Below are 25,276 nucleotides of genomic sequence, written 5' to 3'. Positions count from 1 at the left end.
GGCGGCAAAGCACCTTGCACTCCAGCCTCGGAGACGCACCTTGCAAACCAACAAAGTAAGTCAACAAACTTAGCGTTAAATCACGATGTAGCTTCATTCTTCGCCAGATTCAGTAGTCTGTTGAATGTCTCTGGAGTGATCGTGTGAGCCTTGATTTCGGGCAGATTCTCCTGGGCTAAATCGCTCAAAGTGTGTCCGGGCGGAACTTCGAGGAAGAGCTCACAACCAAGCTCCCGTGCGACGGTGGTCGCATCATACCATCGAACTCCGTGGGCAATGTTATCGGCTAAATCCCTTGCAACTCCCTGCGCGGTACGCACGGCTCTTGCCGTTACATTGGCCAGATAGATAGGCTTCGGATCTTTCACGGATATCGATTGAAGTTGAAGGCGAAGAGAGTCCGCGACCGGCTGCAGCAGAGCGCAGTGAGAAGGCACAGGCACATCCAGACGCTCTGCCTTACGCGCTCCCTGCGCGCGCGCCTTTTGCAAAACTAGCTCCATACCCTCATTCGATCCTGCGATAACAATCTGTCTCGGCGCGTTGATATTCCCCACGAAGACAGGATGTTCCTTACTATTCTCGGCCTCGACTAACTTAGCCACCTGCGTTTCACTGAGACCAACAATGGCAGATAGACCATACCCTGCCGGATACATCCGCTCCATCTCTTCAGCGCGAAAACGTACCAGCTGCACAGCATCCGGGAGCGATATAGAGCCTGCTGCAACTGCTGCGGAGAATGCTCCGACCGAGAGACCCGCAACAGCTAACGGTTCAAGCCCGCTTTGCTGAAGCGCTCTCGCAGTGGCGACGCTGGCCGTCAAAATCGCCAGTTGAACCGAGACCGCGGATTGCAAAGCTTCAGGCGTATCAAGCGTTCGGACGTCGAGGCTCAAGACTTCGCTAACCTCAGACAAAGTTTCTGCAATAGCAGGATGCTGCACCAGTTCGTGAAGCATCTGAGGTTTCTGTGAACCCTGGCCGGGAAAAAGTATTGCGGTTTTCATCCTTAGTCCTTCATAACAGAAACGCTCCAAGGATCGATTGCAAATTTTTGGCTTTCCGGCAATCGTACAAGGACTTGCCCTGTCTCCTCGCGAGCATATTCTTCCAGCGAAAACCCGCAACAAAGAGTCTCAACACGCACATCAATTTTTCCTGGTGCTGACCTCATGATGGACCAGAGATCGCGAGCAGCATCTTTGGTAAATCGTGTTGGAGCGAACAGCGCAATATCGAGATCGCTGGTTCCAGTTACAACTTGCTGACCTGTCGCCAGTTCAAAGCCAACACTACCGACCGGCCCCCAATCCAGTGCAGATCTCTCCAGTTGTCCTTCGAGCCAGGATAGGGTCGCCAAAGCAGGAATTGCGATACGCGTGCGATGCGCCATACGAAAGGAAAGCTGCGAAGGATGAAGCCTCTCTTTGACATCAGCGAGAGCAGCGAAACCGCCCCAGCGCTGGTTCCTGTGGACGCCTCGGATACCTACAGCGACGAATCCGCTTGGAGCGGTGGCTCGGCGCACCACGACCCAGAGATCACCCGACTCGAATGACGTAACCCACGCAGGTTTGCTCCCATCCGCAGAGATTACAACGCCTGATCGCAGCAGAAGAAGGTCGTGTACCCGAAGCGAATGTTGAGCGATAGAAATCATGAGTGACTTAGAAAAACCCGGCTACTTAAAAGAACCTCGCGACTAGAAGCATCCATAGTGCCAGCGTGAGCCAGCCCATGAGATAAGTGCCAATCAATCCAGAACTGGCAGCTTCCGGCGTAGCGTTGAATCCTTTGCCAAATACCAGGCCGAAAAAACCGCCAGGGATCGCGCTAATGACTGTGATGTTACGTACATCATTGTGATCCATACGAAATAACAACATCATGCATAAGGCAAATAGAGGCTGCACCACCAGCTTTAGAACCGTGGTGATTGCAACGCTGCCACTGAACCGAAAGCTCTGTGCAGAGACGACCAGACCGGTAAGGATGAGAGCGGAACCAGTTGCCGCACTGCCCAGAGTGGTAAGTGTTCCTGCAACGAAAGACGGAAGATAAATATCAGAGAAGACGCCAATCAGAGCGAGCAGCGGAGCCCAGACAACGGGACGAATAAGAGCGCGAGGAAAACTGCGAAAGATTCGCCCTATTGAAATTCCATTCCCTGCGGACTGCTTGTCAGCCTCAAGCAGAGCCAGTGTGAGAGGTGAGATAGTGATCGATCCAATAGCGATCGACAATGCAGCCGTGACGGTTGCTTCAGCGCCATAGGCTCCCCTGAATAAGGGCAAAGCAATTGCGGCCGAATTCGGAAAGCCGATAGTCAGAGCCAGGACTGACGCATCCGAAAGCGACATGCCCAGTCCTCTGCGCGCCCAGATATAGCTGATAAGGTAAAGAGCGCTGAAGACCAGGGTGATCATCAATGCCGCAGGAATATGTTGAAGCAAAACAGCTCGTGACGACCCGATAATGGTTGAGAACAAAGCGCAGGGGATCGCAAAGTTCATCACCAGGACAATCAGATTTCGGACATTCTGATTGTCCATCATGCCTCGTCGGCCAGCTATATAACCCAGCAACAGACCAACGAATATAGGAACGAGAGTGTCAACAAGAACCTTCGTCACAACCGCTCCTTATGCGCTCTGCCACTGTGCTTCCAGCGCAGCGCGAACGGCAATTCCAGCCTTCCGTGTTTGCCTTGCTGCTTCGGCCTGAAGGCGATTGCTGAGGTCGGTCGCACCATGTCGTGCATCCCGAATAGCATCAATCAAATCAAGCCTGATGGCCTGGATATCGGCTACCGTAGGATGCAGAGGATCATTCACATGCAGCAGCTTGTGAAGCAGACCAAGCTTGGCATAGTCCCGCACGTCATAGGACATGGGCACAATCTCATGACCGAGTTGCTCAAGTTCGGCGACGGATCGACGAGTGATTCTCGCCGCCGCTTCTTTGTGCATTGCGTGAATCATGATGCCAGAGTCGTCAAAGGCGAGAATACGATTCGCCTGGTAGCCATGCGTGAGAAACCCACCGGAAAAGGCATGTCCCGCTACGAGCGCAATGACCGGATGGCCTGCCGTTCGCGCCGAAGCATAGGCATCCGCTGAGGCTGCAGCAGCGAAGAATATTCCCGCTGTCTCTTCACGACGCCCATAGGCCTGGCTCTTTACATCGACGATCGCAATGATCGGCCGCTTTTGATCTTTTGCCTTTTCGCGATCTTCGGCGATTATCCGACGCAGGTGGCTGGCTAAGGCAAATGCCTCTTCGAGACCTACCTGTCCCTCTCGTACGCAGGGAAATCGGCTGGATGGATTTGGAACTACGGCAAGGAACAACGCCATTTCGTCGCCGATCCTGGCTTCAGACGCGAGAACAGTACCGGGATCTCCAGATGCAGTTTGGTTGTTCTCTGTTAAAGCCTGGAACCATGTCCTGCCGCGTAATCCAATCTGTTCGCTCATCGCGATTCTCCTGTTGTTTTGTTGCCCCACTTCTGACGCAGGCTCTTTGGATCGATCTGCTCGGACGTATCCAAAGCAGCGATTCGGTCACGGTATAGATCTACTTGCTGGCTTCTGTATTCGGGTTTCAGATCAGCCTGAACATATCCTTGAATGACTGTCCTGATCTTTTCGGCGTCATCTTCGACAAGAGCATCGGCCAGGCCCATGCCAACGCGCTGTTCGCCACCATGAATAGCCCAGATGAGTGCTCGGTCCGAAGCATCAAACTCGTCGATACCGGACTCCTGCTCGATGACCTCAGGGCCATTGAGACCGAGGCGCGCCTCGCGGGTCATGACAATGTAGCTCGATACTCCGGCTGCAAGGGACATCCCTCCAAAGCAACCCACCGTACCGGCAATGAGAGTAATGACTGGAGCATGCGGACGTAAGGCAAGGACCGAGGAGATCACTTCAGCTACCGCTGCCAGGCCAAGGTTGGCCTCCTGCAAGCGCACGCCACCCGTCTCTAGTAAAAGAATCGCGGCAGTCCTTTTGCCCGCTTCAGAATCCCTCGTTGCAAAATCCAAAGCGGCAGTCATCTTCGCACCTGAAACTTCGCCGATGCTGCCACCTTGAAATGCTCCTTCAAGCGCAATAGCCACAGCAGGCATCCCACCGATTTTTCCTTTGATCACAATGCAACCATCGTCAGCTTGTGGAGCGATGCCTTGCATTGGCAACCACGGAGAAGACATCTGATCGAATGGACCAACCAGCTCCTTCCAGGTGCCCTTATCGAACAAGCTCTGGGCTCGTCTGCGGCCATCAAGCTCAATAAAGCTATTGCGGCTTACGAACTCCGGAATCATACTTGTCTGGCTCATTGGCTAATCACCTCCACTGCCTGTTCCAGGCGCAGCAAAACACTGCCCGGTGTTGCTCCTGCATCGTTGATGTGAATCCGAACAGCACCATCAAACTTTGAGAAGAAGCGGTCGAGTACGGCCTTCCATGAGTCCTGAAAGCCGTCCACGCTGGTTGTGATCGAGACGTGAGCTCCTTCGCTCGGAGCCGGCTCCATCAGAACCTCCATGTCTCCGGAGCCTACGACTCCAACATGAGCCTTTTTAGCGATGCGACGTTTCGCCGCCGGATAGTCGAACTCAATTTGCTCCATAGTTGTTTTCCTCCGAAAGACTGTCGTCCTCTTCTACCGTGTGTTGATTGCGCTCCAGGGCATCCAGAAAGAGAGTGGCAGCCAGAAGATCCGCACTCCCACCGGGAGAAACATGCCGCAGGAAGAGATCCTCATCAAGCCGCCTCATTGCCTGATCTCCCGCAATGCTTCCGGGCTCTCCGGCGATAAGCACGTCCGCAGCGCCGCTCTGTACCGCTGTCAGCGCCTCGGCTCCGCCACGGTATAGAACGCAGGTATCGTCCAGCCGAACCATAATGTTAAGCAGCGCGGATAATCTGCTATTCGTTTCCGTGCAGCCTTTCTTTCTTGCCGCACGCAGAGCGGGAAGACCAACACGCACCACATGAGGAAACCCGGAATACGCCTCGCCGCGTGCGCCGGTCGCGCCATAGCGAGCTTTGACGACGTCTCCGTGGGATACAAGTTGGGGCTGTGCACGGTCTGGCAGTTGCGCGAGAAAGCCCGCATCCCGCGCGATAATCTCTGGTTGTGCAGCGTCGTAACGACAGCCTGCCGCAGTGACAAGAAGCCCCAGAATCCAGATAGCTCCTTTATGCGAGTTGCTTCCATTAGTCACCTGAAGCATCGCTGCCTCAGCGGCCCTTCCGATAGCAGCTACCTCTGTGCGCAAGACCGGGCCAATAGGCATCGCCTGCGAAGCGGCAACCATGTCGGCAAAGTAGGGAGCGATAGCCGAGGCAGATCGTCGCATGAGATCTAAGGACAGATCGGTGTGCGAGCCTGATCCTCTGCGATCGACCAGCCCTGGCTTTGGAGTTAACTCAACCTCTGCCACCAGCGATTGTCGCGCCAGTTCCGCAAGATGCTCGGCTGCAAACGCTTCTCGAACAGGTGCGGCTTGTCTCGTAACCTGGATCATCTTTGCCATTACCAGTTCCTGAACTTGGCTGGAGGTTGATACAGGCCGTCGGACCATGCAACCAGATCCTCCATGCTGCGGGCAGCGAGCAAGGAGCGGTTCGCCTGGAGCCGCTGCACACCGATGTCTTCCGGATACGCAACGATGCCCTTGCGACGAAGCTCTGCCGTCTCAGCAGGCTTCGCCTTCAGACCTACCGGGCTAATGCCTGCAACAGCCGCCAGTGCACGCCTACGCTCCTCAATACCCGCCGTCTTATAGAGGTAAGCTATCCCTTCCTCCGTTACGACGTGGCTGACATCGTCTCCATAGATCATGATCGGAGTGATAGGCATGCCTGCCTTCTTTCCGACCTCGACCGCATCCAGCGTTTCAACAAAAGCAGGAACCCCACCTTTAGAGAACGTTTCCAGCGTCTGCACAACAAGCTTTCGACCGCGCGCTAGCGGGCTTGGATCGGTTTTGAGATCGAGCCACGCAGGTGTTGAGTGACGGCGCCCATGAGGATCGTGTCCCATATTCGGCGCACCGCCAAAACCGGCAAGGCGACCCGTTACCACTGTAGATGAATTGGCATCGCCGTCCATCTGGAGCGTCGCTCCAATAAAGGCGTCAACAGCGTATTGGCCAGCAAGCTGACAGAGAACGCGGTTGGAACGCAGACTCCCGTCGCGGCCCGTAAAGAAGACATCGGGTCTGGCGCGAATGTAGTCATCCATTCCAACTTCACTGCCGAAAGAGTGAATGCTCTGGACCCAGCCGCTCTCGATAGCAGGTATAAGCGTCGGATGCGGGTTGAGCGCGAAGTGTTTGCATATCTTCCCGCGAAGTCCCAACGACTCCCCATACGTCGGCAGCAGCAGTTCGATAGCGGCAGTATCGAAGCCGATTCCATGATTGAGCGACTGCACCTGGTGTCGCTCATAGACGCCGCGAATGACCATCATCCCAGTAAGAATCTGAAGGTCATTGATGTGACGGGGGTCACGGGTAAAGAGCGGCTCCACTGCGAAGGGTTTGTCGGCTTCTACGACAATATCCACCCATGACGCCGGAATATCGACACGCGGAAGCTTATCGACAATCTTGTTCACCTGAACAACCACGATCGCATCGTGAAACGCAGCAGCTTCCACAATCACCGGAGTATCTTCCGTGTTGGGTCCGGTAAACAGGTTGCCCTCATGATCGGCCTGCTCTGCGCATACCAGCACGACATTGGGAATCAGGTCGACAAGCAGCCGGGCGTATAGCTCGACATAAGTATGAATTGCACCGATCTCTAAAATGCCATCTTCCAGCAGTTGAGCAACACGAAGACTTTGAGGTCCTGCAAACGCAAAATCCACCTTCTTTGCAATGCCCAACTCGAAAAGGGTGAGATGCTCCGGGCGGCTGATGCTTGAGATGATCAGGTGCAAATTGTGAACCTTCTTCGCATCGACCTGCACCAGGGACCGTGACAAAAAGTCAGCCTGCTTTTGGTTATCGCCCTCCATCACGATCCGGTCGTTGGCTGCGATGACCGATTCGAGAGCCTCGACTATCTTGCCCTGCGCCAATACCGGACCATTCATCCAGGGTTTGACCACCTGCATGCGTCGCGCCTTCTCGTCACGACGAGTCGTCCACGACGTCGGCCGTTGCTGTTGCTCACTCATTCGCTGTTCCTTTCGTCTTCACTGACAGTTAGAGCTACTTCCGATGGATTAGGATTTTGAGTTTTTTCTTACAGTGATAAAAATTTTTAATCGCGAGCGCCCAACAGGAATTCACCGGCAGCGCTCGGCTGGACTTCCTGCATCGTATGAGCATCCATATGATATTCGTTACGGGATATGCAGCTGGCCAGAGGTATCCCCGCAAGAGCAAATCTACGCCATTGTAGCGTTCAGGTTGAGAGTTTCGGAAGGTCGTTTATGTATTCCAAATCGCATGGCATTCTTGAACCAATGAAACACAAGTGGAAGCTCATAGCGCTGCTTGGCTTTCTTTTCTCCGCTAGTGTCCAGGGCCAGAGTGGCAGCGTGGGAAATTCGAATGCCTCTTTAAATTCAGCGATCGCGCCCGTCGCCGATACCGCGCAGTTAATCGGGATCAGCGCAGAGCTCAACGAACTCCATCATGCACCTCAAGATGGCTTGCCCGGGTCGCCTGAGCAATGGAGAATTCTGTGGCTGCATCAACGAATCGTCGAGCGAACGACCACCGTTCAGTTGCAGATTGATGCCACCCTGGCAGAAATTGATAACGAGATTGCCCGATCGACGGAAGTGCGAGGCTTCCTCGCTGATCGACGCGACAGTCGCGTGACCCGTGCAAACCTCTGGAGCGCTCTTGTAGGCGGAGGACTCGGAGGAACAAGCGCAGGATTACAACTCTCGACAAAACAGACCGCGGCAGCGGCTGGAACAGGCATAACCGGAGGCGCTTTGGCCGCGGGACTCGCACTGTATGGGATTCACGCACAGAAGGGGGAATCCCGCGTTCTTGAAACCGATTCAAACATGCTGGCGCAATTCTTCGACCGGCCTGTACTTTCAACCAGTAACTATCCCCCGATCGTCTGGCAATTCCTGAATGAAGTTGCTCCAAGCGATCCGGATCACATCACGCGCAAAGAGAGGCTCGTCAGAACCTGGCTTGAACTCAAACGTCTTGATCCACCGCCCAGCACTCCCGCAGGTCAAGTAAAGATCGACCACGTCACGAGTATGCCGGCACAGCATCAGGTCCTCAGCATTGATGACCTGGAAGACAGGATGGCGATGCTTCAGGATGTGCGAGCCAAGCTGTCCTATCTCAAGCGGGATCTGGCGGCACTGTTGGAATCCTTATCGGGAACAAGCTAACCGATTGAGTCGCCAGTATGCCCGATAAAGGTATCGCGCCAGCCAAGCCCTGGTAGGGACGCAATCTCTGCTGAATTCGCTGTCAATCCAGTAAGAGCAGGAGAATTTACTCCGCAGCTTATTCCGCAACGGGTCAACCAGGTTTTCTCACTGGTCGTTAATTGCTAAATTATTTTAGGATTTGGAGGCGCGGGTCGGGATCGAACCGACGCATAAAGGTTTTGCAGACCTCTCCCTTACCACTTGGGTACCGCGCCTTGGCAAGGCAGATCTATTAGATTTGAGGTGAATCTTCCATTCCTACCGTAGCCAATCCGGCTGGGGCCGGAGGGCGGAATGGAGCGGGAGACGAGATTTGAACTCGCGACCCTCGCCTTGGCAAGGCGATGCTCTACCACTGAGCTACTCCCGCTTGTTACTTAGTGAGTATATCGGCTGGGGCTGGCGGGGTCAAACTTTGCCACCCTGTATTCGGTGCAGATGCTGGATTAGGCCGGACCAAAAGGACTGAAAGCCTTACCAGCAAGCCACCCAGCCCCTGACTGTTCCCCATTCCGATCAAGCTGCCCATTCAAGCCGCCCCTGTCCTGAATTGACCATCACCGATCTCCTCAATTCAAAAGCCCAAAAGGCAGTACCTGGACAACCGACAGCAGAAAACCTGATGGATTCCAGGTCTCGATGCGTTACAGATCAGGAATATAAGCGCTCGGAGTAGCTGTCGGAAAGACTGCGTGCGGAGTGCTCACTGTGGAGACAATCTCGCCGTCCCGAACCTGGAGGATGCGGTCAGCAATGGCAGCAGCCTCAAGATTGTGGGTGATCATGAGAACGGTCTGGCCCAGCTCTTTATTGGAGCGGCGAAGCATCGCCAGCACAGCGTCAGAGTTCTTGGTGTCGAGATTGCCGGTCGGTTCATCGGCAAGCACAATTGCAGGCCTGGTGATGAGCGCACGGGCAATAGCTACGCGTTGCTGTTCCCCACCGGAAAGCTCACTCGGACGATGATCGAGACGGCCGCGAATGGAGAGCAGCTCGCTCAGTGAATCGAGATAGGCGTGATCGAGAGGCTTCTTCTGGCCGCTGATGTCGTGGGCTATTTCAATGTTGCCCATGGCGGTCAAAGTCGGCAGCAGGTTAAACCGCTGAAATACGAAGCCGATGCGCTGCTTGCGGAGGCGCGTGCGTTCAGCATCGTTCAACGTCGCAAAATCGACGCCGTCGATGATCACGCGGCCGGTGGTAGCGCGGGTGAGACCTCCGAGGAGGTAAAAGAGCGTGGATTTGCCGGAACCCGACGGACCAACGATGGCGATGAATTCACCGCGCTTGACACTGAACGAGACGCCGCGGACGGCTGGGACTTCAATGCGGCCGGAGCGATAGACCTTGGTAAGGTTTTCGGCCTGGATGATAGCGTTTGACGAATCAGTCTGCACGGATTGATTGTAAATGGCGGGCGGCACGGCTTGTTGCAGGTAATTCAATTGTCACTATGTTCCCGCAACGGAGACAAATCGACCGTCCAATACATCTAAATTGTTAGAAAGATGTAGGCGAAGTTGGCAGAGTCAACTTTTGTGGTGATTGCGTGTCTACTTCAAAGGGAGTAACTCCAAATGTCGAAACTTAGAGTCGCTGTTGGAATGATGGCTGGTGCACTTTTGTTGGCGGCGCCAGCGTTTGGTCAATATGAACAAAAGGGGCAGGGGCAGGCCGTGATAACCATTCTGCCCAAACAGGACGGCGCACCTGCAAGCGTCTCCACACAGGGACTGAAACTTCAGGTAGGCGGCAAAGAGGCCGATATCACCAGCTTTAAGCCGCTTGGACCCCAGGCAGGCCTGGAGATGGTGGTATTGATCGATGGCGGCGCGCGCAATGGCCTTGGAAGCCAGATGGAAGAAATTGCGCATTTCATTCAGCGACTGCCGCCCAATGCGAAAGTAGGGATCGCGTACATGCAAAATGGACGCTCGGTCTTTGCTTCTCCGCTATCGACGGATCGTGCCCTGGTCTTGAAGGGGCTTCATCTGCCGGGTGGCGTACCGGGTCTGAATGCCAGTCCCTACTTCTGCATCTCTGATCTTGCGAAGAGCTGGCCTTCAAACGACCGCACTGCGCGGCGTGAAGTGATCGCGATAACCGACGGCGTAGACAACTACGAACGTCGCTTTGATCCGGATGATCCATATCTGCAGGCGGCGATTACCGACTCCGTGCGGGCTGGACTCATTATCTACACGATCTACTGGCGCGATCAGGGACGTGCGAACAACACCCTGTATCAAAACAATGCCGGTCAGAACCTGATGCTGCAGGTAACACAATCAACCGGCGGACGCTCCTACTGGGAAGGGATCGGCAATCCCGTATCGTTTCAGCCCTACCTTGAGGACTTGAATCGCAGGCTGCTTAACCAGTACGAGTTGAGCTTTGTGACCAACCTCAGCGGCAAGCCACAGGTAACGAACATGCGGCTGAAGTTGAAAGTGCCGGGATCAAGCGTAGATATTCCAGGGCAGGTGTTTGTGTACCGTCAGGGCGCTGCGCAGGAGTAATTGCCCGAGCAGACTCGCATCTATCATCCTCAATCGAAGCACCTGCCGATAAACCGCCCTGCTAGTGCAGCAGGGCGGTTTCGTTTTGCTCGCCTGTAACTATTACCCCAATAAATGGCCTGCCAATCAGCAGAATCACCAGCGCGAGAAGCGCCGTTGCAGGTAGCGCCGAGATAACGGCATGGACTCCGAGCAGCCCGATGCTGGTCGCGATGAGCGCTCCCGTACCGGTCTGCAAAAAGCCGAGCAGAGCGGAGGCGCGGCCTGCATCGCTGGAAAACGGAGCCAGTCCGATGGCTGCTGCATTGGGATAGGTAAGGCCAATACAAGTGAGAAAGACAAAGAACAACACCATCATCCCCGCCAGGCCCAGCAGGTGGCTGCGCATGCCGAAAAAGAAGAGAATCCCTGTGGCGACCTGAAGCAACAACGCAGCCAGAAAAACTTGCTGACTGGTGAACTTGCGCAGCAACAAAACGTTCATCTGATTGCCGCCGATAAAGCCCATAACCAGCACGGCAAAGGTCATGCCAAAAGCTCTCGTCGTCATGTGAAAGCCATCCATGAAGAGGATTGGCGAGCCTGCGACAAAGCCGAAAAGACCCGCAAACGAGAAAGCTCCAGCGAGCGCGTAGGTGAGGAACTGCGGACTACGGAAGATAAGCCAGAAACTCCGGAGCATGTGGGGTGGGTGTAGCAGTACGGAGTGATCCGGCGGATGCCCCTCGGGCAAATGAAAGAAGATAAGCACCAGGATAGTGAAGGCAATCGTGGCCAGCAGGACGAAGATCCATCGCCAGCCAAAGCCTGCCACGATAGTGCTGCCGATGGTCGGCGCAAGCAGCGGCGAAACACCAATCATGAGGAAGAGCAGAGAAAAGACTTTGGCGCTCTCTTTCACAGGGAAAAAGTCGCGAACCATGGCGATTGCTCCCACCTGCGCAACACAGCCGCCAAGGGCCTCAAGGAAGCGAAAGATCACAAGCGTTCTGAGGTCTGTGGCCATCGCGCAGCCAATGGAGCAGATCACATAGACGATGAGCCCCACATAGAGCGGGCGCTTTCTGCCGTAGCGGTCAAGCAGCGGCCCATAGATCATCTGACCAATAGCGAAGCCAACGAAGTAAGTCGAGAGCGATAGAGAGATGGCGGAGGTAGTGGTTTTATATTCTGTAGCGATAGTAGAAAAGGCAGGCAGATACATGTCGATCGCAAAAGGCGTAACGACGCAAAGCGAGCCGAGTAGAAGAAGAATCCATGTGGTATTGCGTTGAGGAGCGGTCATCCGTAACTCTAGAATACTTGAAGACCGCTCGCCAGCCTGGGATCGAGTTGCCAGGGATCGAGCAACCTAGGAGAACGGGGTCTCCCGCGGATGGAAGAACTTTTTGCCGCGTGTTTTCCACTCTTCCGAGGCAAAAAGCCGTGGGCCTACTTCGATAAGCCGCGGCATCATGTTGAAGACATCAACACGCGTCCACTGTTTGTTATCGCGAGTGCGGAAGCCTTTTTCATTGAGGTCGCTGACGATACTGGAGTAAGGGAAATCCTGCCCCAGCAGCTCCATCATAAGCATCAGGGCCTGATTTTCGGCAGGGTGGACTTCTAGGCGTTGGCAATCGTCGGAGATTCGAAGGCCATAGGGAATATCTTCATTGAAAGCGCCTTCGCTGGGGCTCTCTGAGGCGGGGAGTTCGCGCCGCCACTCGATCGAAACAAGCTGCCAGCCTGAGGCCATGCGTTGCTGCATGATTTCCGGGCTGAAGGGGCCGGAGATTACATCGCGGATGCGTTCGAAATGAGACATGGTGGGCCTCCGTGGTGGAGATTGTTGCTGCGTGGCATGGAATTAGCAATTGCGGGGCCACAGCATGGACAACGCAAATCATTCATTTATCAGGCGTAGAGTTTTGGAATGCCGGGATATCAGGGGACGTTCTGTCCAATTCCGCAAATCGATGTTCGGATTTGGACGGCTCGTGAACTCAAAAAACTAGCTTTTGCGGAAGTGGTTAGCTTGTTCAAACTCTTCGCGGAGCTCCGGCGTACGGAGGTTTTCGCGGAGATGGGCGAGGCGCTGTTCGAGGGCATGGATTGCCGCTGCGATAGCTTCCGTATTGGTGAGGGCGATATCGCGCCACATGGAGTAGGGGCTGGAGCCGAGGCGCGTCATTTCGCGAAGAGCGCGTCCACCAACTGCGGTTAATTCAGGCGCATCGCCGACTTCGTCCTGAATGAGCGCCGTGAGAGCTGTCGACAGGAACTGCGGAAGGTGGCTGACCCAGGCCACCAGTTCGTCATGGCGATGAGCATCGAGATCGAGCGTGCGGCAGCCGAATTTCTCGACCCAGGCACGCCACTCCGAGGCATGGTGCATGGCGTCGGGCTGCAACGGCGGCTGGTTCTCATCTGTCGTAAAAATCCAGACGGCGTTCTGAAAAAGTTTGGCCTCTGCCGCCTGGGCTCCGCTGACTTCTTTGCCCGCCATAGGATGCCCGGCAAGAAACCCCGCACGGCCACGCTGATTGAAAAGCTGGTTCCCTGCCTCGGTGATCTGCGCCTTGGTGCTGCCGAGATCCGTCACAAGATGGTCGTTGGTGAGCACAGGGGCAAGCTGCTTCATCCAGTCGAGGATGGCGTAAACAGGCGTAGCCAGCAGGATGAGCTGACTCTCGCGTGCAGTTTCTACAGGGTTTGAGGTAACGGAATCAATTGCTCCGGCACCGAGGGCAATGTGGGATTGTGTGCCGTCTTTATCCCAGCCGATGATGGAACCGCTATAGCCGGCTGAACGCAAGGCCAGGCCTGTCGATGCTCCGAGCAGGCCTGTGCCTAGGATCAGGATTCGCTCCAGTTGCTGCGTCATTTAGACGCTGCGGCCCACAGCGGTTGCGATCAGTTTGAGATCCCCTACAAGCTTGGCAAAGACATCCGGGAAGAGCGTCTGTGCCCCGTCCGAAACGGCCTTGTCCGGGTTGGGGTGAACTTCGACGATGATGCCGTCTGCCCCAGCCGCAACCGAAGCCTTGGCCATGGCAGGAACCAGATCCCTGCGCCCCGTACCGTGCGATGGATCGCCGACGATGGGCAGATGCGAGAGCGCCTTGATGACCGGAATCGCAGAGATATCCATCGTGTTGCGGGTGTAGGTCTCGTAGGTGCGGATGCCGCGCTCGCAGAGGATAACGTCGTAGTTGCCGCCAGCGAGAATGTATTCACTGGAGAGCAGCAGCTCTTCGATCGTGGCTGCGATGCCGCGCTTCAGCAGAACCGGCTTGCGGACTTTACCTAGTTCGCGAAGCAGGTTGAAGTTCTGCATGTTACGCGCACCGACCTGGAAGCAGTCGATGTAAGGCAGCATCGGCTCGATCTGGGAGATCTCCATGACTTCGCTGATTGCAAGCAGACCGTGTGCATCGGCAGCTTCGCGCATAAGCTTGAGGCCCGGGATGCCCATGCCCTGGAAGGCATACGGCGAGCTCCGTGGCTTGTAGGCTCCGCCGCGCAGAAAAGATGCTCCGGCCGCCTTGACCTGCTCGGCGACGAGGAAGATCTGTTCGCGGCTTTCAATGGAGCAGGGGCCGGCCATGATGGCAACCTGGTTGCCACCGACTTTAACTCCGTTGGCAAACTCGACAACCGTACCTTCAGGGCGGAACCCGCGGCCAGCCAGCTTGTAGGGCGAGCTGATGCGATGAACGGTAAGAACTCCAGCCAATAGCTTGTATTCTTCGATATCCAGGGAAGACGTTGGCCCCACCCCGGCTAGGATGCTCTGAGTTGCTCCCGTGGTGCGGTGTACGTTGACTCCCGCTTCGGTCATTTTTTCGATTACGTAGTTGATCTGTTCTTCTGTTGCGTGTTCCATCATTGCTACGATCATTGCTTGTTCCCCGTCTCGGGCGACTGCACGCCTGCTCCCTGGCCTGGCACGGATGCCTGGGCATTCCTCTTATTGACCAACTCATTTTTCTGCAGCGAACGCATTACGTCGATGATGCGCTCGAAGATGCTGGTCAGTTCGATATCTGGCAACGGGCCCTGGTTGGCGGTGCGAATATTCTCGTAGATCGTCTTTTCGCGTAAAGGCTCATAGATAGGCAGCGAAGTAGCTACCTTTAACCGGCCAGCCTCGAGAGCGGCCTCAGCACGTTTGCTGAGAAGGTCTACAAGTTGGCGGTCCAGTACATCAATCTGTTTCCGTAATTCTTCCAACGTCATGATCTGCCTCGTAATGCTCTTTGCGCCTTCATTCCAAAACTCCGGCAAAGTGCCTCGGCTTTGGGGTGCAAGAGAAATAAGTCAAGCCTGAACTATACGGCAATCTCGTCCTTATACCGGACAGGTTGCCGCCTGCAAGGGTTCGTCGAGCTACGGCTGGAGCACTTGATCTGGCTGCCCCAGGCGGTCGCTGTTAAAGGGCCTGCACCGCGTGAAACTGGCGCAGACCCTTGATAAATCGAGCCACTGCGCCGGGTGCCTGCTCCTCGGTTGATTGTTCAATCAACTCGACGATTGCGCTGCCGATAACCGCCGCATCTGCAAAATCCGCGACTTGCGCCACGTGATCCGCATTCGAGATGCCGAACCCGACGGCTATCGGCAGCTTGGTCCAGCGCCGGATGCGGCCAACGAGTTGGGCGGCATCTGAGGCAATGTTCTGCTGCCTGCCAGTGATGCCGGTGCGAGAGATAGCGTAAATAAATCCCCTGGAGTGGCTGGCGATGGCCTGCAACCGTTCATCCGGACTCGTGGGTGCGGCGAGGAAGATAGGGGAGAGATTCACCCGTTTCATCTCGGCGATGTATTCAGCCGCTTCTTCCACGATCATGTCCGTCAGCAGAACGCCATCGACTCCAGCCGCTGCGGCTGCGTCGGCAAACCGCGCCAGTCCGTAGCTGAGGATTGGATTGAGATAGGAAAAGATCACGAGGCCTGCGCCGGGACGAGCCTTACGCAGGTCAGCAGCGAGGGCAAGAACATCGATAAGCCGGGTGCCGCGGGCAAGTGCCCGTTCGCTGGCGCGTTGAATTACCGGGCCATCGGCTAAAGGGTCACTGAAGGGAACGCCGAGTTCGATCACGTCGGCTCCAGCGTCGATGGCTGCAAGAGCGATCTCGCGTGTAGCGGAGAGATCAGCGCCAGTCCCCTGCGGTTTGCTGGTCTTCGGCTGTAGCCCGGCGTCTCCTGCTGTGAGGTACACAACGAGACCGGGATGTTGTTGGAACTGGATCGCCATCGGTTTGCTTTATCCGGGCTTCAGAGGCCCGAGGCTCCCTTGATATTCAATTCGCGTGCGAGGATACCCATGTCCTTGTCACCGCGTCCAGAAAGATTGACTACCAGTATGTCATGATGGGCCATCGTCGGGGCAATGCGAATACACTCGGCAACCGCGTGGGCAGATTCGAGAGCCGGCAGAATACCTTCGCTGCGAGCAAGTTTCACAACTGCTTCGAGGACATGTTTATCGTCTGCCGAGACATATTCCGCGCGGCCACAGTCATGCAGTGCAGCATGCTCCGGACCAACCGACGCGTAATCCAGACCGGCTGAAACAGAATGCGTCAAAGACACCTGGCCATTTTCATCCTGCAGCACGTAGGAATAGGTGCCTTGCAGGACACCGGGCCTACCGCCGTCAAAGCGAGCCGCGTGTTCTCCGAGACCTTTGCCCCGGCCACCCGCTTCTACTCCAATCAGGCGGACATCTTTGTCTTCGAGAAAAGCATGGAAGGCGCCGATTGCATTGGATCCACCGCCGACGCAGGCGATAACGGCGGTGGGCAAACGCCCCTCTTTTTGAAGAATCTGCTCACGAATCTCGATGCCGATCACGCGGTTGAAATCACGCACCATCGTCGGATACGGATGCGGCCCAAGTGCGCTGCCAAGAATGTAATAAGTATCGCGGACGTTGGTAACCCAGTCGCGAAGAGCTTCATTGACGGCGTCTTTGAGAGTTTTCGAACCAGAAGAGACAGGGCGAACCTCCGCGCCGAGAAGCCGCATCCGAAGAACATTCAACTCCTGGCGGCGAATGTCTTCTTCGCCCATATAGACGATGCAATCCATGCCGAGGAGGGCACAAACTGTAGCCGTGGCTACTCCATGCTGGCCCGCGCCGGTCTCGGCGATGATTCGCTTCTTGCCCATACGGCGAGCGAGCAGTCCCTGGCCGAGAGCGTTGTTGATCTTGTGTGCGCCCGTGTGCAGCAGGTCTTCGCGCTTGAGATAAATCTTCGCTCCACCGAGATCTTCGGTGAGGCGCTTGGCAAAGTAAAGCGGAGTTACGCGCCCTGCGAAGTTCATCAGCAGATCGGCCAGCTCCGCCTGAAATTCCGGATCGGCCTTCGCAGCTTCGTAAGCCTGCTCAAGCTCTTCGAGTGCAGCCATCAGCGTCTCAGGAACATAGCGACCGCCATAGACTCCGAAACGACCTGGCGTGGAATGATGGATGGAGGTTTCGGGGGAAATTGCCGATGCCATGATTGAGCTCCTGCGCAGGCCAAGTGCGGTTGCACCCCTCAAGTATACAAGGTTCCATTTGTCTTTCATCCGGGCTTAAAGAGCACCTGACACACCGGCGATAGCGGCTGGAGTAGCGTCATTTTCAACTATTTTCAGCGCATCGAAGTCTCTATCAAAAGACACAATCAGTTAACGCGCCGCAGAACGAGCATTCGCAATAAAGGACGTGACCTTAGCCGCGTCCTTATGACCAGGTGCTGACTCTACTCCGCTGACCACATCAACGCCCCAGGGGTGAAGCGTAGCAATAGCTTCCGCGACATTCGCAGGATTGAGGCCACCGGCAGCAATCAGCCTCAGCCTCCTGTCCTCTGTGAAGACCGTAGCCCGAGCAGAGTTCCAGTCGAAAGGAATACCGGTCCCACCCACGGCGGTTGCGGTGCGAGAGTCCACGAGAACGCCATCGATATTGAGGTCTGCGCCGACCGCCTGGAGTTGCGCCCGCGCCTCTTCTCCAAAATGAATCACCTGCAGCAGCCGCAGGCTTGGGCCGAACTGCTGCCGAAGCTGAGCGCTCAGTTCAGAATTGCTTGCATCAAGGGAGAAATGCAATTGAACTCCGCTCAGGTTAGCCAGTTTTACCGTCGCAGCGATCGTAGCAATGTCTGCGTCTACAAAGACACCGATTTTCTCCACATGCGCAGGCAGATGCAGCGTAATCCGGGATACCTGTTCCGGAGTAACGCACCGCGGGCTTGGCGCAAAGACAAAGCCCACAGCATCCGCGCCTGCATCGACGGCCAGTTGCGCGTCGGCAAGCGAAGTGTTGCCACAGACTTTGATCCAGAGACTCATTTTCGACACTTCCTATGACCCAATTCGCGGCCATGCTTTGCACGACCGCAAGCGGGAGCTAACTGGCTTCTACCCGGCTACGGCCGATTCTTGAAGCAGTGTTTGAAGAGCCACAGCCGGGTCAGGCTTGCGCATCAGGCTCTCTCCGATCAGGAAGGCATCAAAACCAGCCGAGCGCAGGCTGGATAGGTCCGCATGCGTGCCAATACCGCTCTCCGCTACTCGGACAACCGATGTTGGAATCCGTTCGATAAGTTCGAGCGAGGTGTCGAGCCGGACCTCGAAGGTTGCAAGATTGCGGTTGTTCACACCGATAGCGTCAGGCAAATCTGAGAGCGAAAGCACCCGGTCCAACTCTTCGCCAGTATGAACCTCGCAGAGAATGTCGAGCGACAACGCACGCGCAGTTCGAGTGAATTGAAGCAATTCGTGATTTTCAAGAGCGGCTGCGATCAGCAGAATGGCGTCCGCAGCGTGCGCGCGGGCTTCCAGGATCTGATACTCGTCCACCATGAAGTCTTTGCGCAGGCAAGGCAGGGAAACAGCCGCCGAAGCAAGCTCAAGATTACGCAGGCTGCCCTGAAAATAAGGCTCATCGGTGAGGACGGACAAAGCCGCCGCCCCCCCAGCCTGATAGCGATTGGCAAGCCACTCGATATCGAAATCTTCGCGGATAAGCCCCTTGGAGGGCGAAGCTTTTTTCAATTCAGCAATAATTGCCGGGCCGGTTACGGCTTTGGCTTTAAGGGCTTTAGACCAGCCGCGGGGTTGGTGCTGAGCCGCGAGTTTTTCCAACTCCGCGACAGAAACCTGCTTTTGGGATGCAATAACGGTGTTGCGCGTAGTAATAAGGATTTTATCGAGATGAGTAGCCATATAGATTCCAGTATAGATTCATAATCCGTTCAAAAAGGTGCACGCATCCAGACGCAACAAGCCCAGACGTGATAAGCCCAGACGCAACAAAGCCCCGGAAGACCGGGGCATTTGAATCTTGCTGCTTTTTGGTGCCGAAGAGAGGACTTGAACCTCCACACCCTTGCGAGTACATGGACCTGAACCATGCGCGTCTGCCAATTCCGCCACTTCGGCACGGGCATTGCATCTGGCCGTTAAACCAGATTGGCAGCAAGTTCGAGTCTCGCAAAAGCGCGCCTCCATGTCAAGGAGGGCCATCCCACAGGAGTGGATCAGCTAGCATTCGGCATCAAAACGCTGAACTTTGCCCTAGCCCTCACGCTGCTTTTGCCGCTGCCCTTGCCCTTGCCGTTGCCTTTGCTTTTGCCGTTGCCGTTCTGGCTGTCATTCCCGAAGGGAATCTGCTTCTCCCTCCCCAGAAAACAATCTCCCCAACACCCAGCACCCACCCCAAAAATCCAAAAAATAGCGGCAACCCCCTAAAAAATGGAGACCGCCGCTATTCCTGAAACCCGGATTGATCAGACAGCTTAGACCAGCTTCGCGTCCAGCACGATCTCGGTGTTGTTGGCGAAGAGCTTCGAAATGGGGCAGCCGGCCTTGGCATTGGCAGCGGCGGTGTCGAAAGCTTCCTTGGTTGCGCCCGGTACGTCGGCCGTCGTGCTCAGCGTGATCTTGGTGATGGAAAAGCCATCGCCAACCTTGGCCAGCGTGACAGCAGCGTGCGTCTCGATCTTGGTCGGAGTCAAGCCTGCGCCGCCGAGCTGTGCGCCCAGAGCCATGGAGAAGCAGCTTGCGTGCGCGGCTGCGATCAACTCTTCCGGAGTGGTACCGCTGGCATCGCCTTCAAAGCGGGTTGCGAAGGAGTAATTCGCATTGGAGAGAACTCCGGTTGCGGTGCTGATGGTGCCTTTACCTTCCTTGAGGGAACCTGTCCAGACTGCACTTGCCTTGCTCGCCATAATTGCTCCTTTTTCCTTATTGCCCATTGGGGCTGGATGTTCGTACAGATGAAGCCTTGTCCGGCAGCCTGCAATTCCGGGCTAACCGTCCGTGTTGTTGAATTACACCGCTTTGATTCCAACCAGTTCCCGGCGGTTACATGGAACCGTGAGAAAATACCCCCGACTAACAGCGGAAGCATCACACCATCCATGCTAATCTCTCGAAATGCTTCGCGAGAGGCCAGCAGCATTCGACCCTGAATTTTCACATGCGCCCTTCACTCGCGTCCCAGAACAAGCCTGTACAGGATGCGACGTACGGCCATCATGATCGAACAGAATTGGGCAGGATAGAGCAGAACCGGACAGGATCAAAGGATCCAGCTCTACATCTTGAAGACTTAGGCATCTGCTACTTCGGCGACTGTAGCCAGTTCAGCCAGCTTCGCGCGTAACAGAACCTTGCGTGCCAGGCCCGTCAGAGGCAAGGTTCCCAGTTGCTTCAACGGAACCCAGCACCTCCGCCCGGCAGGCAGGATGACTTCGTCTACATCCTCTTCAAAGACCGTGTGGATACGCACGTAATAGTTGACCTGCATAATCGCGTGGCGTACGGACAGGCGCACATCTGCGTTTGGCCTGGCCAGGTCGCGCATGCCCGGCAACTCCCACATGCCCGGCATGACGGATTGATCGTCCGAACGCTGATCCAGCAGTACCTCACGGCCTTTGCTCCCCGTCCGAACGACGAGAGCGTAAGCTGCGTCCTGGCTGCGCATCTTTGCCCGCGGACGTGTGGGATGTTCGCCGCGCGTCTGGCAAAACCCCTCAAGCGGACACAGCAGGCAATTAGGATTGCGCGGAAGACAAACAGTCGCTCCCAGCTCCATCATCGCCTGGTTGAAGTCGCCAGGGCGGCCAGGGTCGAGAATCCGATTAGCCATCAGCTCGACGTCCCGCGCCAGCTTAGCCTGACCCGAAGCGGACTCACTGCCCCACCCTGCCAGCCGCTGCACAACGCGCTCGACATTTCCGTCAACCACAGCAACAGCTTCACCAAAGGCAATGCTGGCAATCGCTGCGGAGGTGTAAGCACCTATTCCGGGCAGCGCTCGCAGCTCGGCGGCAACGAGAGGCATGACACCGCGATACTCGAAAGCAACCACCTTCGCGGCCTTATGCAGCATCCGCGCGCGACGGTAATAGCCAAGGCCGCTCCAGAGTGCGAGAACATCAGCCTCTGCAGCATTCGCCAGGGATTCGACAGACGGAAAGTTGCGCATAAAATCTTCGTAGCGCGGCAGCACTGCCGCTACCCGCGTCTGCTGCAGCATGATCTCAGAGACCCACACAGCATAAGGGTCCGCAGTGCGCCTCCAGGGTAAATCCCGGCGATTGTGGCCATACCAGGCAAGCAAACAGCGGCGCAACTCATGCAGAGTCCCGGATGCGGAATCGCTATCCTGGTCGAGGATGTTAAAGGGTAGTTGCGCCACGGAAATATCCTTCAGTCTGCTGCCTGTAGATCCAATTTTAGTAGTTAAGTTGGACAGTTCCAAAAAGGAACCCACACCGATAACCAACGCCCGATCTTTCTCCGGTCCTCGCCGCCTCTCAAGTTAAATACAGATTGAGCCGACAAAAGAAGAGGCCAGTGTTTGGTAATGTAACTTTAGTGCAAACAAGTAACTGAAATTTGGGAAATTCCCCTTGCACCCTATCGCACTTCGCATCCTAAAGTAGGCAGGGGATTTGCAGGACGTTGGAACTGCACAGGTAATTTCCCCCATTGGAGCTTCCTTTGAAAATATTCTCTTTGTGCTCAAGATTTGCTCTGTTGATCGCGTCTACGGCTATCTTCGCTCTCTCTGCATCCTGCTTTTCGCAGGGTCATGCAGCGTCGAGCGAATCCAGTAGCCTCACAACGGGATCGGGATTTCAGCCTTTTTTCACTCCAGATCTGACTGAAATCAGCGCTCCATTCTTCGCCGGAGCAGGCAGTGTCCGAGGCTATACCCCAGCCAGCCCGGTGTCGGACCGTGTGCGGCCGTTTTCCCGTGTCGCCCTGGGTGCAAATATCTCCCCGCTTGGCGTAGGCGTACAGGCCTCTACCAACCTAACCCGGCACGTGAACTTTCGCGCTTCGGGAAACTTTTTCCAATACACGGCAAACAACTTCAGCGCGCAGGGCTTCAACATCAATGCCAACATCCACCTTGCTTCGGCGGGGGTATCGGCCGACTACTACCCGTTTCACAAGGGATTCCGCCTAAGCCCCGGCTTGCAGTTCTACAACCTCAACCGTGCGAATGCGACTTTCCTGGCTCAGGCGGGCACAAGCTTTTCGTTGAACGACCACAACTACTACTCCGCGAAGGGCGCGGAAGCAGTGCGAGGCATCGGGTTTGTAGGGCTCGGAAACGGATCACCGGCTTTCACGATGACCACCGGATGGGGCAACACGATTCCTCGCTCAGGACGCCATTTCAGTTTCCCCTTTGAGATCGGCGCTGCATTTACAAAAACTCCCACCTTCTCGCTGGCCCTGAACGGGTATGTATGCGATGCGCAGGGCCAAAACTGCGTAAATGTAGCCACCGACCCCACAGCCCAGGCCGATCTGGCCGTTCAGGTGAAGAAATACCAGGACGACGTAAATCTGCTCCGCTTCTATCCAATCGTTTCATTTGGCGTGGCATACAGCTTTGGAACCAGGCCAAGCGGCTGGACCAAGTAAGAGTTTCTCCTTCGCAAAAAGAAAGGCCGCTCCGGTGAGAGCGGCCTTTCTTTTTGCAGAATTGTCATCTCTTCCCCTTAGAAATTGCCGGTGCCATTGCCTTTCCTCTTAGCCCTGGCCGTTGCAATTGCAGTTTGCAGTTGCAGTTCTGGCTGTCATTCCCGAAGGGAATCTGCTTCTCCACTCCAAACTGACCCACGACAAAAACCTTCGATACCCAGACATTAAAACAGTCACCAGACGCAAAAAGGCCGTCCTCAACGGACGGCCTTTTTGCGTGAAGCGGCTGGAACTAGTCGCCTGCGACTGGCTCTTCGCTGCGGGTTGCGACAGGCTTCGCGGGAGCGATAGCGTCGAGACGGATCAGGCCTTCGATTGGCTTTTCACCGAGAACATGCTCGCGATAGAGCTTGGCCATACGAGCGCTTTCGGCGTCGGCCTTGATCTTTTCGTCGCGGGCGCGAATCTTCTCTTCGCGGGAGTTCTTGGCAATGCCGAGATCGTCCAGCGTGTGATTAGCTTCAGAGTTGACGTGCTCCATGTTCAGTTGGAGCTTGTGACCCGGCTCAGCCATGCCGACCTTTTTACCACCGGCGAAGATTTCATGACGACCGTGCTCCTCGTACCACTTGGTGAGGGTAGCAGTCATGTGCATCTTCTCGATGATGTTGCGCCAGCCTACGCCGGTGTTGTAAGCGCAGAAGCTGATTTCGCCTTCCTGCGTGGCGTAAGGAATGATGCACTGCTCAGTACGGCGGAAGTCGTAGTTGAACAGATCCTGGAACCACATACCGGCGATAAAGAGGAAGTTCCAACGATCGGCGCGGCGCTTTTCGATGTCCGCCAGGGTACGGTCGCCCTTGACGCTGCCGTAATCCTTACCGGTGGCGCCGAAGCTCTTGTCCATCTTCTTCATCATGGAGCTGATCGTGAAGTGGGTAGGAGCCTTGAACGGATCGTAGTTCCGAAGCAGAGCAAGCGTGATACCGAAGATGGAGAGGAACTTGCCGCGAGCGGCATCGTTCACCTTGGCTACATCCTTGGCAAGACGATCTGCATTCAGGAAAGCGGTTACGGGAACAGCTTCCTTGGTTTCTTTATCAATCATCAGCGCCATGCCGATACCGCAGTTCGGGTGGCATCCGCAGGAGAGCTGGCCCCAGTCGTTGTTGGGTCCGTGAACGTTATCGGCCCAGTCAGAGAAGGTGCTCATGAAGCTGATAGGGAACCAGTCGCGCGTCGGTTCGCCGAGGCCGGTCTGATTCTTGACGTCGTGCGCGAGATGGCTGAGCGTGTAACGCTGCGCCAGGCGGCGATCGTCGCTGATGTCCTCATCGCGGCCAGTGAAAGAAACCGGCTGGAAGCTGAGGAAGCTGATGGTCTTGGGGTTGTCGAGCGCAAACTCAACGATGCGGCCGACCTGCTCATTGTTGATGCCGTTGATGATGGTCGTGACGGGCACGATATCCACACCGGCTTCATGCAGATTGGCAATGGCCTGCAGCTTGACGTCAAACAGGTTGCCGACCTTGCGGTGCGAGTTGGCAGCGTTGCCGATGCCGTCGAACTGCAGGTAGACATAGCGAAGTCCGGCTTCAGCAGCAGCGCGGCAAAGCTCTTTGCTCTTGGCGAACTCGATGCCGTTCGAAGCAGCCTGAACGCTGTTGTAACCAACCTTGCGGGAGTAAGCGACAGCATCGAGGAAGTAAGGCGACAGGGTCGGCTCACCGCCCGAGAACTGCACGCTCATCTGACGACGCGGCTTGATGGTGATCGCGTTGTCGAGCATGGTCTTGATTTCATCCCAGGTGAGTTCGTGAACGAAGCCGACCTGGTTTGCATCCATGAAGCAGGGATCGCACATCATGTTGCAGCGATTGGTGAGATCGATGGTGAGAACCGAACCGCGGCCGTGGGTAACGGTGGACGTGCCGTGATTGTGCAGCTTCTCATCATTGTGAGCGCGGATGTCGCGGCCCGGGAAGGTCTCTTCAAGATGCCGGAAGAAGGCCGTGTCGTGAGACATCAGATCTTCAAAGTGACCATGCTTGGGGCAATCCTTGACCATATAGATGGAGCCATCGCGCTCGATGATCTGAGCCTTGATTTCGCCAACCTTCTCATTGAGAAGAACTTCGTGCGGAAGCTTGCCGTCGAGAATCTGCTGGCGAATCTCCGGTACGCACTTCGGGCAGAGCGAATCGGTCGAACGAGGCCATCCGAGGGGAGGCTTCTCTTTCTGCCAGCTCTTGAGCAGAGGCTTGTCGCTCCACTTGGGGGTAATGGACGCATTCGGGTTGATGCTGTTGAGGCGCTCGAACACTGCCCACGCACCCTTAGCTGCGTAGACGACGGCTTTCTCTGCGTATTTACTCGCTTTTGACATCGGCGCTGGA

24 protein-coding genes and 3 tRNA genes are annotated in these 25,276 nt (G+C 55.7%); 3 read left to right on the top strand and 24 right to left on the bottom strand.

Annotated features, from left to right (window positions below):
• Window positions 1–80: 80 nt before the first annotated feature.
• From mdcH to mdcA, 8 genes are read right to left on the bottom strand one after another with little or no spacing between them, the layout of a single operon-like run.
• Window positions 81–1,010: a malonate decarboxylase subunit epsilon gene (mdcH, locus tag OHL19_RS04485; protein ID WP_263356385.1), complete on the bottom strand. Its 930-nt coding sequence runs from the start codon at window positions 1,008–1,010 to the stop codon at window positions 81–83.
• A gap of 2 nt (window positions 1,011–1,012) precedes the next feature.
• A complete protein-coding gene (locus OHL19_RS04480; protein WP_263356384.1) occupies window positions 1,013–1,663 on the bottom strand; it encodes a malonate decarboxylase holo-ACP synthase in 651 nt (216 codons plus the stop codon).
• 25 nt (window positions 1,664–1,688) lie between these two features.
• On the bottom strand, window positions 1,689–2,636 hold the full coding sequence (locus tag OHL19_RS04475; protein ID WP_263356383.1) for an AEC family transporter: 948 nt from the start codon (window positions 2,634–2,636) through the stop codon (window positions 1,689–1,691).
• Between the two features lie 9 nt (window positions 2,637–2,645).
• Window positions 2,646–3,479: a biotin-independent malonate decarboxylase subunit gamma gene (gene mdcE, locus OHL19_RS04470; protein WP_263356382.1), complete on the bottom strand. Its 834-nt coding sequence runs from the start codon at window positions 3,477–3,479 to the stop codon at window positions 2,646–2,648.
• On the bottom strand, window positions 3,476–4,348 hold the full coding sequence (locus OHL19_RS04465) for a biotin-independent malonate decarboxylase subunit beta (protein ID WP_263356381.1): 873 nt from the start codon (window positions 4,346–4,348) through the stop codon (window positions 3,476–3,478). Before OHL19_RS04465 ends, mdcE begins: the two co-directional genes overlap by 4 nt.
• Window positions 4,345–4,641, bottom strand: a complete 297-nt coding sequence (locus tag OHL19_RS04460; RefSeq protein ID WP_263356380.1) for a malonate decarboxylase subunit delta — start codon at window positions 4,639–4,641, stop codon at window positions 4,345–4,347. The genes OHL19_RS04465 and OHL19_RS04460 overlap by 4 nt, the downstream gene beginning before the upstream one ends.
• Entirely contained in the window at window positions 4,628–5,551 is a 924-nt protein-coding gene (locus tag OHL19_RS04455; RefSeq protein WP_263356379.1) for a triphosphoribosyl-dephospho-CoA synthase, read from the bottom strand. Before OHL19_RS04455 ends, OHL19_RS04460 begins: the two co-directional genes overlap by 14 nt.
• Window positions 5,551–7,203: a malonate decarboxylase subunit alpha gene (gene mdcA / locus OHL19_RS04450; RefSeq protein WP_263356378.1), complete on the bottom strand. Its 1,653-nt coding sequence runs from the start codon at window positions 7,201–7,203 to the stop codon at window positions 5,551–5,553. The genes OHL19_RS04455 and mdcA overlap by 1 nt, the downstream gene beginning before the upstream one ends.
• Before the next feature lie 258 nt (window positions 7,204–7,461).
• Between mdcA and OHL19_RS04445 the strand changes: the two genes are divergently transcribed.
• Complete coding sequence (locus OHL19_RS04445) at window positions 7,462–8,394, top strand: hypothetical protein (protein WP_263356377.1); 933 nt, start codon at window positions 7,462–7,464, stop codon at window positions 8,392–8,394.
• Window positions 8,395–8,576: 182 nt separating this feature from the next.
• On the opposite strand, the gene OHL19_RS04440 is transcribed toward OHL19_RS04445, so the two are convergent.
• The 3 genes from OHL19_RS04440 to OHL19_RS04430 all read right to left on the bottom strand — a co-directional run bounded on the left by OHL19_RS04440 (window position 8,577) and on the right by OHL19_RS04430 (window position 9,809).
• Window positions 8,577–8,651: transfer RNA gene (locus OHL19_RS04440), tRNA-Cys, on the bottom strand.
• Window positions 8,652–8,731: 80 nt separating this feature from the next.
• Window positions 8,732–8,806 (bottom strand) — tRNA-Gly (locus tag OHL19_RS04435).
• A gap of 274 nt (window positions 8,807–9,080) precedes the next feature.
• Window positions 9,081–9,809, bottom strand: a complete 729-nt coding sequence (locus OHL19_RS04430) for an ABC transporter ATP-binding protein (RefSeq protein ID WP_396126660.1) — start codon at window positions 9,807–9,809, stop codon at window positions 9,081–9,083.
• Between the two features lie 204 nt (window positions 9,810–10,013).
• Here OHL19_RS04430 and OHL19_RS04425 point away from each other — a divergent pair, with 204 nt between their 5' ends.
• On the top strand, window positions 10,014–10,955 hold the full coding sequence (locus OHL19_RS04425) for a vWA domain-containing protein (protein WP_263356376.1): 942 nt from the start codon (window positions 10,014–10,016) through the stop codon (window positions 10,953–10,955).
• A 61-nt stretch (window positions 10,956–11,016) separates the two neighbouring features.
• On the opposite strand, the gene OHL19_RS04420 is transcribed toward OHL19_RS04425, so the two are convergent.
• The 12 genes from OHL19_RS04420 to OHL19_RS04365 form a co-directional block, all read right to left on the bottom strand.
• Window positions 11,017–12,240 (bottom strand): multidrug effflux MFS transporter, encoded by a 1,224-nt coding sequence (locus OHL19_RS04420; RefSeq protein ID WP_263356375.1) that lies wholly within the window; start codon window positions 12,238–12,240, stop codon window positions 11,017–11,019.
• A 66-nt stretch (window positions 12,241–12,306) separates the two neighbouring features.
• The gene (locus OHL19_RS04415; RefSeq protein WP_263356374.1) at window positions 12,307–12,762 is read right to left on the bottom strand and encodes a recombinase family protein; all 456 of its coding nucleotides are present in this window, start codon (window positions 12,760–12,762) and stop codon (window positions 12,307–12,309) included.
• A 186-nt stretch (window positions 12,763–12,948) separates the two neighbouring features.
• A complete protein-coding gene (locus tag OHL19_RS04410; RefSeq protein ID WP_263356373.1) occupies window positions 12,949–13,821 on the bottom strand; it encodes a prephenate dehydrogenase in 873 nt (290 codons plus the stop codon).
• Complete coding sequence (gene aroF, locus OHL19_RS04405; RefSeq protein ID WP_263356372.1) at window positions 13,822–14,838, bottom strand: 3-deoxy-7-phosphoheptulonate synthase; 1,017 nt, start codon at window positions 14,836–14,838, stop codon at window positions 13,822–13,824. It lies immediately after the preceding gene.
• The gene (locus OHL19_RS04400) at window positions 14,835–15,176 is read right to left on the bottom strand and encodes a chorismate mutase (RefSeq protein ID WP_263356371.1); all 342 of its coding nucleotides are present in this window, start codon (window positions 15,174–15,176) and stop codon (window positions 14,835–14,837) included. Before OHL19_RS04400 ends, aroF begins: the two co-directional genes overlap by 4 nt.
• A 193-nt stretch (window positions 15,177–15,369) precedes the next feature.
• Window positions 15,370–16,194: a tryptophan synthase subunit alpha gene (gene trpA, locus OHL19_RS04395; protein WP_263356370.1), complete on the bottom strand. Its 825-nt coding sequence runs from the start codon at window positions 16,192–16,194 to the stop codon at window positions 15,370–15,372.
• 20 nt (window positions 16,195–16,214) lie between these two features.
• Complete coding sequence (trpB, locus tag OHL19_RS04390) at window positions 16,215–17,444, bottom strand: tryptophan synthase subunit beta (protein ID WP_263356369.1); 1,230 nt, start codon at window positions 17,442–17,444, stop codon at window positions 16,215–16,217.
• Between the two features lie 171 nt (window positions 17,445–17,615).
• Window positions 17,616–18,281: a phosphoribosylanthranilate isomerase gene (locus OHL19_RS04385; protein WP_263356368.1), complete on the bottom strand. Its 666-nt coding sequence runs from the start codon at window positions 18,279–18,281 to the stop codon at window positions 17,616–17,618.
• A 69-nt stretch (window positions 18,282–18,350) separates the two neighbouring features.
• A complete protein-coding gene (gene trpC / locus OHL19_RS04380) occupies window positions 18,351–19,157 on the bottom strand; it encodes an indole-3-glycerol phosphate synthase TrpC (protein ID WP_263356367.1) in 807 nt (268 codons plus the stop codon).
• Window positions 19,158–19,286: 129 nt separating this feature from the next.
• Window positions 19,287–19,373: transfer RNA gene (locus OHL19_RS04375), tRNA-Leu, on the bottom strand.
• 356 nt (window positions 19,374–19,729) lie between these two features.
• On the bottom strand, window positions 19,730–20,161 hold the full coding sequence (locus OHL19_RS04370; RefSeq protein WP_263356366.1) for an OsmC family protein: 432 nt from the start codon (window positions 20,159–20,161) through the stop codon (window positions 19,730–19,732).
• A 383-nt stretch (window positions 20,162–20,544) separates the two neighbouring features.
• Window positions 20,545–21,639 carry an A/G-specific adenine glycosylase gene (locus OHL19_RS04365; protein ID WP_263356365.1) on the bottom strand — a complete coding sequence of 365 codons (1,095 nt, stop codon included), beginning with the start codon at window positions 21,637–21,639 and terminating at the stop codon, window positions 20,545–20,547.
• A 341-nt stretch (window positions 21,640–21,980) separates the two neighbouring features.
• On the opposite strand from OHL19_RS04365, the gene OHL19_RS04360 reads away from it, so the two are divergent.
• Window positions 21,981–22,880: a hypothetical protein gene (locus OHL19_RS04360; protein WP_263356364.1), complete on the top strand. Its 900-nt coding sequence runs from the start codon at window positions 21,981–21,983 to the stop codon at window positions 22,878–22,880.
• Between the two features lie 292 nt (window positions 22,881–23,172).
• On the opposite strand, the gene OHL19_RS04355 is transcribed toward OHL19_RS04360, so the two are convergent.
• Window positions 23,173–25,266, bottom strand: a complete 2,094-nt coding sequence (locus OHL19_RS04355; RefSeq protein WP_263356363.1) for a radical SAM protein — start codon at window positions 25,264–25,266, stop codon at window positions 23,173–23,175.
• Window positions 25,267–25,276 lie beyond the last annotated feature (10 nt).

It is taken from the genome of Acidicapsa ligni (genome assembly GCF_025685655.1).
GTDB classification, from domain to species: Bacteria; Acidobacteriota; Terriglobia; order Terriglobales; family Acidobacteriaceae; genus Acidicapsa; species Acidicapsa ligni.
This window is presented reverse-complemented; position numbering and strand designations above follow the sequence as displayed.

What these genes read in the sequence shown, in the direction of transcription:
- mdcH (WP_263356385.1), bottom strand. Translation starts at nt 1,010, where the DNA reads ATGAAAACCGCAATACTTTTTCCCGGCCAGGGTTCACAGAAACCTCAG.
- OHL19_RS04480 (WP_263356384.1), bottom strand. Translation starts at nt 1,663, where the DNA reads ATGATTTCTATCGCTCAACATTCGCTTCGGGTACACGACCTTCTTCTG.
- mdcE (WP_263356382.1), bottom strand. Translation starts at nt 3,479, where the DNA reads ATGAGCGAACAGATTGGATTACGCGGCAGGACATGGTTCCAGGCTTTA.
- OHL19_RS04465 (WP_263356381.1), bottom strand. Translation starts at nt 4,348, where the DNA reads ATGAGCCAGACAAGTATGATTCCGGAGTTCGTAAGCCGCAATAGCTTT.
- OHL19_RS04460 (WP_263356380.1), bottom strand. Translation starts at nt 4,641, where the DNA reads ATGGAGCAAATTGAGTTCGACTATCCGGCGGCGAAACGTCGCATCGCT.
- OHL19_RS04455 (WP_263356379.1), bottom strand. Translation starts at nt 5,551, where the DNA reads ATGGCAAAGATGATCCAGGTTACGAGACAAGCCGCACCTGTTCGAGAA.
- mdcA (WP_263356378.1), bottom strand. Translation starts at nt 7,203, where the DNA reads ATGAGTGAGCAACAGCAACGGCCGACGTCGTGGACGACTCGTCGTGAC.
- OHL19_RS04445 (WP_263356377.1), top strand. Translation starts at nt 7,462, where the DNA reads ATGTATTCCAAATCGCATGGCATTCTTGAACCAATGAAACACAAGTGG.
- OHL19_RS04425 (WP_263356376.1), top strand. Translation starts at nt 10,014, where the DNA reads ATGTCGAAACTTAGAGTCGCTGTTGGAATGATGGCTGGTGCACTTTTG.
- OHL19_RS04420 (WP_263356375.1), bottom strand. Translation starts at nt 12,240, where the DNA reads ATGACCGCTCCTCAACGCAATACCACATGGATTCTTCTTCTACTCGGC.
- OHL19_RS04415 (WP_263356374.1), bottom strand. Translation starts at nt 12,762, where the DNA reads ATGTCTCATTTCGAACGCATCCGCGATGTAATCTCCGGCCCCTTCAGC.
- OHL19_RS04410 (WP_263356373.1), bottom strand. Translation starts at nt 13,821, where the DNA reads ATGACGCAGCAACTGGAGCGAATCCTGATCCTAGGCACAGGCCTGCTC.
- aroF (WP_263356372.1), bottom strand. Translation starts at nt 14,838, where the DNA reads ATGATCGTAGCAATGATGGAACACGCAACAGAAGAACAGATCAACTAC.
- OHL19_RS04400 (WP_263356371.1), bottom strand. Translation starts at nt 15,176, where the DNA reads ATGACGTTGGAAGAATTACGGAAACAGATTGATGTACTGGACCGCCAA.
- trpA (WP_263356370.1), bottom strand. Translation starts at nt 16,194, where the DNA reads ATGGCGATCCAGTTCCAACAACATCCCGGTCTCGTTGTGTACCTCACA.
- trpB (WP_263356369.1), bottom strand. Translation starts at nt 17,444, where the DNA reads ATGGCATCGGCAATTTCCCCCGAAACCTCCATCCATCATTCCACGCCA.
- OHL19_RS04385 (WP_263356368.1), bottom strand. Translation starts at nt 18,281, where the DNA reads ATGAGTCTCTGGATCAAAGTCTGTGGCAACACTTCGCTTGCCGACGCG.
- trpC (WP_263356367.1), bottom strand. Translation starts at nt 19,157, where the DNA reads ATGGCTACTCATCTCGATAAAATCCTTATTACTACGCGCAACACCGTT.
- OHL19_RS04370 (WP_263356366.1), bottom strand. Translation starts at nt 20,161, where the DNA reads ATGGCGAGCAAGGCAAGTGCAGTCTGGACAGGTTCCCTCAAGGAAGGT.
- OHL19_RS04355 (WP_263356363.1), bottom strand. Translation starts at nt 25,266, where the DNA reads ATGTCAAAAGCGAGTAAATACGCAGAGAAAGCCGTCGTCTACGCAGCT.